This is a genomic window from uncultured Massilia sp. (assembly GCF_913773735.1).
In the GTDB taxonomy this organism is placed as follows: Bacteria; Pseudomonadota; Gammaproteobacteria; order Burkholderiales; family Burkholderiaceae_D; genus Telluria.
This window is the reverse complement of the sequence record NZ_CAJYEB010000031.1, coordinates 20571-27644: the sequence shown is the minus strand read 5'-3', so window position 1 is coordinate 27644 and position 7074 is coordinate 20571. Positions and strand designations below refer to the sequence as shown.

3 protein-coding genes are annotated in these 7074 nt (G+C 71.9%); all 3 read right to left on the bottom strand.

Features of this window, described 5'->3' with window-relative positions:
- Positions 1 to 172: 172 nt before the first annotated feature.
- Positions 173 to 2026, bottom strand: coding sequence for a reverse transcriptase family protein (locus tag QZ749_RS15595; RefSeq protein WP_296948750.1), 1854 nt, complete (start codon positions 2024 to 2026; stop codon positions 173 to 175).
- Positions 2027 to 2339: 313 nt separating this feature from the next.
- Complete coding sequence (locus tag QZ749_RS15590) at positions 2340 to 3989, bottom strand: SWIM zinc finger family protein (protein ID WP_296948749.1); 1650 nt, start codon at positions 3987 to 3989, stop codon at positions 2340 to 2342.
- Complete coding sequence (locus QZ749_RS15585; protein ID WP_296948748.1) at positions 3986 to 7057, bottom strand: hypothetical protein; 3072 nt, start codon at positions 7055 to 7057, stop codon at positions 3986 to 3988. The genes QZ749_RS15590 and QZ749_RS15585 overlap by 4 nt, the downstream gene beginning before the upstream one ends.
- Between the last annotated feature and the right edge of the window lie 17 nt (positions 7058 to 7074).

Sequence of the window (7074 nt, the reverse complement as noted above, 5' to 3'; positions counted from 1 at the left end):
CCGAACAGGACCGTGAAACGACTTTGCGCCGATGATAGTGCTGCAACCAGTGTGAAAGTAGGTTATCGTCAGGCTAGTTATTAAGCGAAAGCCCGCTCCAGTGATCTGGAGCGGGCTTTTTGCGTTTCGGTGTCCCTGAAAAATCATACCCCGGCCTGCGCCGGGCGACGGCTCAGGTCAGCGCCAACAGCAACGCCACGATCGCCATGACGATCCCGAAGCGTTTCCAGTGCGGCTGGCCATCGCGCAGGGAGAACGAGAACAGGGCCAGGCCGCACAGGATCGGCAGCATGTTCTGGAATCCGCGCGCCAGCAGCGACATGACGATGACCTGCACGACCAAGGCCGGTCCCACACTGCGCTTCTTGAGCGCGGGGACGGGCACCGGTTCGGCCACGGCCGCCCTGGCTTCGACGTGCGCGGCCGCGTCTTCCCGCGTCGGCGCCCGTGCCGCGGTCTTCTCCAGCCTGACCTGTTCCTGCGTTTTTTCCAGCACCGGCAGCGGCGTTGCGCCGGCTTGCCAGAAACCCTCCCAGGGCGCCTCGCCTTGCGTTGACAGCTGCCTGAACGCCTGGCCGCGCCGACCCGCAACGCCGGCCGGCCCCGGCGCTTCCTGGCCGCTCCACTTGGCCCGCGCCGCGCGCACGCGCGCCAGCAGCGGGGCGCCCTTGGCGGCGTCGACCATCCTGACGAATAGCGCATAGCCCTCGAGCGCCGCCAGCACATTCTCGTTGCCGTTCCACTGCTTGCCGGCCGGGCCGTCCTTCTCCACCTGGAACAGCGTGGCGCGAAAGCGCCGCAGCGTGTCGCGGTCGACCGTGAGCTTGTCGTTGACGACGATGCCGGTGACGCGCTGGCGTTCGGAGGCGCACATGACGTGCTGCTTGTCCGGATGCGGCGTGAAGCCTTCGGCGACGACGATGCGGCGCACGCGCCACAGCAGCTTGCCGGCCAGCTTGCGCGCCGCCGCGTCGCCAGAGAAGGTCAGGTCGTCGGCATAACGGGTGTAGCGGAAGCCCAGCTTCGCCGCGGCGCCCTGCAGGCGCGCGTCGAGCCGGCGGCACAGGATGTTCGTCAGCGCCGGACTGGTGGGCGCGCCCTGCGGCAGCACCCGCGCGCCGGTGGCGACGTGGAAGGTTTCGCCGTCCACGCTGACCTGCTCGGTCACGGCCGCGGTGCACAGCAGCGCGAGCGTCGTCGCGACCTGCCTGCCGTAGCCCAGTTCGCGGAACACGCCGCGCACGCGCGCCATGTCGATCGAGGGGAAGAAATCCTTCAGGTCGACGTTGACGACCACCGCCTGGCCGACGTGGGGCGCGGCATTGCTGACGATCGAGCGGCCGCGCAGGAAGCCGTGCGCCGCCGGATGCACCGGCGCGCGCGCCAGCACGTTGTCGAGCACCCAGTACTGGGCGCGCTTCAGGCGCGGCATCGGCGCCGAGATGATGCGTTCGCCGCCCGTCTTCTTCGGCATGGCGAAGCGCCGGTAGTGGCAGATGCGCGAGACGCGCCGGTCGAAGGCCAGGAAGCGCAGCTCGTGCAGCGACAGGCCCATCGCCGCGGCCAGGTCCTGCGCGTCGTGCATCGGCGGCAGCGCCAGTCGCGCCAGCCGGTCGGCGTCGCTGCGCGCCTCGTTCAGGCCGGCCGAGACGCCGGCGCCCAGGTAGAGCAGTTCCTTGGCGCGGCGCGCATGCCAGGCCAGCGCGCGTTCGTGGCGTTCGCGCGCGCGGCGCTGCCGGGCTTCCTCGCGCCGTATCTTGGCCTGCGCCATGCGCTCCTTGCGCATGCGCTTCAGGGCCTGTACCGGATCCTCCACGTCGCGCAGCTCGCGTCCGAGGGCCTGCAAGGCCTGCTCCAGTTCGGTCTCGCGCCGGATCAGCTCCGCCTCGACGCTCAGCGACTGGTCGTCCGCGGGCCAGAAGCCGAGGCGCTGCATTTCCTCCAGCGTGACGGCGCTGCGCGAGCTGGCGCGGATGCGCGCCAGGAGTGCCTCGCGCGAGGTGGGCGGCGTGGATGACGTGTTCATGCAAATGGCCCCCTGGCGGGGCGGTGGGAAGAAGACAGGCGCGGCGGGATTCTCATCGAAGGGCCGTGGCGACTGGCGCGCTCAACTCGACGCCGGACGACGCCGGTAGCGCTGACGTGATTCGGCGAATCCACACCGACTCGCGCTACCGGCGTCAGTCCGGCACAGTGAAGAGCGTGCCAGTGACGCATGGGGAGGGCTGAATACGTGGACGGCGATCCACCGTCCGGTTTGCAAGAGCCGACCCGCCGCGCCTGTCGCGACCAGTATAGCCGCGGCGTTCCGGCGGCCGCAAGCGCGCCTGCAATCGTGCTCATGCTGGCGCCTCCTGCCGCGCGTGCACGAGGCGCACGGCCAGCAAGTGGGCGCACGGACCGTGGCGCAGGCGGTGCTGCACGAACTGGTTGCATTCGCAGGCGCCGTCGACGATGCGCCGGTCGGCGTCGAGCAGCAGCATCGCGCGGTAGCGCCGCTCGCCGCTGCGGGCCGTGCCGGACAGCCGGGTGGCGCCGTCCGGCAGGCTTTGCTCCGGTCCGGCCTGCACGGCACGCAGCGCGACCAGGGTGGCCGCTTCCTGCTCCGCCGGGCTGGAAAAGCGCAGGTCGGCGAACGGCAGCGGATCGCGCGCCAGCTCGCGCAGGCGATACACGCCGTGGGCGAGGTCGTAGACGACGCGTCCGGCCTGGGTGTACAGCGTCAGCGCGCGCTCGACCAGCATGCGCGCCAGGCCCGTGTCCTGCGCCAGCTGTTCGGCGCTGGCGAACCAGCGCGCGGCCAGCGCCGCATGCACGCGCGCCTTGCTGTCGTCGTCCACGTCGCCGCGCGGGGCCAGCAGGTCGAACTGGCCGGCGCGCGACCAGTCGTTCGCGGTCCAGCCGGACAGGCCGAGCGTGAAGCGCATCCCGGGCAGGTCGGCGATCCAGAAGCTGGGCATGCCGTCGCCCATCAGGTGCACGGTAAAGCCCTGCGCCAGCGGGATCAGCCGTTCCAGCACCAGCAGGCGGCGCCGGCCCCAGATGCGGATCTCGGCGCCGGCCGCGCCGCGGTAGGGCGAGCGCCGGCACACGACTTCCTGGTTCCACGGCTCGAAGACCGCGCGCACCGGTTCGCCGGGCGCCAGCACGAAACGGATCGCACGCGGCCCGGCGCGCTCGCGGCGCCGGCGCAGCACGCTGCAGAAGTTGTGGATGTCCATCGGATGCAGGTCGAGCCGGTGCGCCGGCAGGTTCATCGCGCTGCTCACCTGCAGGAAGCCGCGCACCCAGCTGTCCGGGACGTCGATCTTGTGCTCGACGAAGCCCGGGTCGTCCGCCGTACGCACCTGGAAGCCGCCCGGGTCTATCGTCAGGCGCGTGGCCTTGTAGTCGCGGATCTTCTGGAATTGTTCGTACAGCGCTTCCGAATAATCGATGTTGGTGGTGCCGCAGGCGAAGTCGCCGGCGCGGTCGAACATCTCGTGGCCGCAGCTGAGCGCGGCATAGCTCGACTCGTCGCGGCTGAAGCACTCGAAGAACACGCGGTCGGGATGCACGGTGATGACCGGGTCCAGCACAATCCACATGGCGCGGTCGGTGCGGTAGAGGTAGTCGAAGAATGTCGCCTGCGCCTTGTAGAAGGGCTTGAGCACCTGTTCCCGGCGCGCGCGCAGCGTCCTGAGTTCTTCCAGCAGCGGCGCCTGGCGCGCGCGCAGCGCGTCCGAGCGCGCCTGGAACTGCGCCAGCAACTGCGTCTCGTTCTGCGCCAGCCAGGCCTGGTAGGCACTCTTGTCCGGCGCCTGGTAGCGCTGGTCCGCGACCACGACCTCGTGCAGGGCCGACATCGCCTCGCGGAAGGGAATGTGCCGGTTCACCTCGCCGGAAAACCAGGTGGGCGGGCGCAGCGCGTCCGGCACGAAGCGCATCGCGGTGGCGGCGGGGCTGTCGTCGACGCCGGTCGCGCCGTAGTAGCGGTAGTGGAATCTCATGGTCGCGGGCGCGTTGGGGCGAGCGTGGGCGGCGCCTGGATGTCCAGCACGGCCGGCAGTTGCGGATGGCGCGCCTGGATGGCGCGCAGGCTGTCGATGTAGTGGGCCTTGTCGCCGATCGCCATCGTCACCACCTGGCGCGCGAACAGCTGCGCGACGAAGGCGCCGATGTCGGCCGACAGCATCGCCTGCGCGCGCAGGAAGGCCTGCACGCGCTGCTTGACGGCGCGCCCGCGATGGACCTGGGACAGCACCGCGAGGAAATAGGGTTCGAGGCGGCGCAGGCGCGCGACGTCGCCGCCGCAGGCGTCTTCGAGCCAGGCGCTGACGAACAGCTGCATGGCGGGCGACGGGTGCTGGCCGAGCTTGAGCACCAGTTCGGCCATGTCGGCGGCGTCGGCGTGGGCGGTGAGCATCGCCCTGCCGAAGCGCTGGGCGGCGGCGTCCGGATGGTCGCACAGGGTCAGCAGCACCAGCGGCGTCCAGTCCGCACGGGTGCAGATCCGGCCGAAATAGTCGACGGCGAACGCGCGCGTGTCGTCGAACTTGCTGTCGAACAGGCGCAGCGCCGCCTCGAGCCGGGTCCGTGCGCGGTCGGGATCGGCCTCGAAGGCGGCGTAGGCCCAGCGGCGCACCGCGATGCCGGGATTGCGGCCGAACGCCGCCCAGTCGGCCACCTCGAATTGCGCGGGAGCGAAGCGCGCGATCAGCGCCGCGCCCAGCATTTGCGCGCCCTTGCTGCGCGCGGCCAGCAGGCGCCGCAGCAGGTCGGGGTCGGCGAGCAGGGGATCCTGCCCCAATGGGCCGGTGACCCAGGCCAGCAGGTCGGCATGCATGCCGTCGCCGGTCTCGCTGCGGAACAGGGCATCGAACAGCGGCGCCAGCAGCGCCGCGCGCAGAGTCGGATCGGCGCCCAGGCGCGCGACGACGGGCGCGATGGCGCCGCGCACGGCGGCATCCGGCGCGCAGGCGAAGCCGGTCACCAGGTCGAGCTGCTGCGCCAGCACGTGGTCCGGCAGCGCGCCGAACAGGCGTACGCCCAGCGCGCGCACGGCGGCGTCGGGGTCGCGCAGCAGCGCCGTCAATTGCGCCGGCGGCAGGGCGGCCGCGGCGCCGGCCTGCAACAGCCAGTGGCCGGCCAGCACGCGCACCGCGGCGAGCGGATGGCCCAGCAGGTGCAGCAGGCGCGTGAACGGCGCCTGCGCCGCCGCGGTGCGCAAGGGCAGTTCGAGCACGCGTGCCAGGTCGGCGGCGATCGCCGGCACGGCATCCGGAAGCGCATCGAGGTCGGCGCTGTCGTCGAGCCAGTCGAGCAGGGCGGCCACGATCGCCTCCGGCTGGCCGGGCAGCGCCAGCGCCGCCTGGCACAGCAGCATGGCTTCGCGCCGCACCGCCTGGCGCGGCGACGCCAGCATGGCGACGACCAGCGCGGTCGCGCCGGCATACGCGCCGGGGTCCTGCGCGATGCAGTCGAGCGCATACTGCACGGCGTCCGGCAGCGGCGACTGGATGAACAGCAGCAGCCAGGACGCATCGGGCCGGCCTGGTTCGAAGCGCCGCCGTGCGACCGCGAACGCGAAGCGCGCGCTCGCCTCGAACGGGCTACGCAGCAGCGCGCGCAGCGTGTCCACGTCCAGGCCGGCGCACCAGGCCGCGTTGTCGGCCAGCGCGCGCGCCGCGAACACGTGCACGCCTTCGCAGCGGCTTTGCAGCAGCAAGGCCAGCAGCGCGTCCGGATGGCGGTCCCATATTTCCGGGAACGCTTCCATGCGCCGGTCCGCCGCGGACCCGGCGTCGCCATACCAGGTCAGGCCGGAGGGCGAATGGGACAGGCCGGCGCGCTCGCGCAACAGGTGGTTGAACAGCGGCCAGTGGCCGTAGCGGTCGACCCAGCGGCCGCGCCTGGCGTAGGACTTGCCGGCGTCGCGGTCGTCGTAGTCGGCCAGCACGGCCAGCGCCAGCGGCACGAAATCCGGATCGCCGTCCATGCCCAGGCGGCGCAGCGTGCGCCAGCCGCGCCGCAGCAGGTAGGCGCGGGTGCGCATGCCGTAGGCGACGGTGCTGTCGGGATGCGCCGCTTCCCTGGCGAACAGGTAGTGGTGCGGATGCGGCACTTCCCACTCGCCCATGTGCGGCGTCGCTTCGAAGCGCCGCTGCAGCAGGGCGAACAGGGTGGCGTCCGCGCGCATTTCCGCCATCTTGTAGATGTGGCGCACGGCGCGGAAGATCCCGGGACGCAGCGGCGCGCGGCGCAGCGCCTCCAGCAGCAGCGGACGCGCGCGCGCCGCCATGGACGGATCCTGGGCGACCTGGTCCAGCTGCTCGAGCCAGGCGTCCGGCGCCAGGCCGGCCCAGCCCGCGCCGCCGATGGCGACCGCCAGCATGGCCGCGTCGTCGCCGGCATCCCAGCTGGCGCGCAGGGTGGCCGGCCAGGCGGCGACCAGGGCCTGCGCATGGTCATGGCGTTCCTCGGCATCGGCCAGCAGCAGCCAGGCCTGCCGCGCCACGCGCCGCACGGCATCGCTCGGGCTGCGCGCATGCAGTTCGCGCATGGCGGCGCGTGCGCCGGGGTCGCCGCAGCGGCCGATGGCCCAGGCGATGCAATAGTCCTGCAGGGCGTCGCCGCGTTCCAGCTGCTCGACCAGCACGGGGACGGCGGCGCGCAGCCGGCGTTCGCCGATGCGCCAGATGGTGCGCTTGCGCCGCGCGTCGGACAGCGCGCGCCAGCTGCCGCGTTCCAGGCGCTGCAGCAGGGTGCGGTCGGCCTCGGTGGGGACCGGCGGCGCGGGAACGGGCACCTCGACGGTGGGGGAGGGCATGGCGGACGGGGCGACGAAACCCTGGGCGTGCTTCGCTTCCAGCGCCTGGTCGAACAGTTGCTGCGCCGCGGCCAGCGCCACCGGCTGCGGCGTACGGGTGGACTCGCGCCACTCCTCGCCCATGCGCCCCTGGCGCACGTTGACGAGATAGCGTTCCGGCAGGCCGGGACTGGCGCACAGTTCGATCTCGCAATGGACGACCTTGTCTTTCTGCCTGCGCAACAGCTTGACCGTTCTGACCAGGTTCACACGTCGTCCTTGCACTG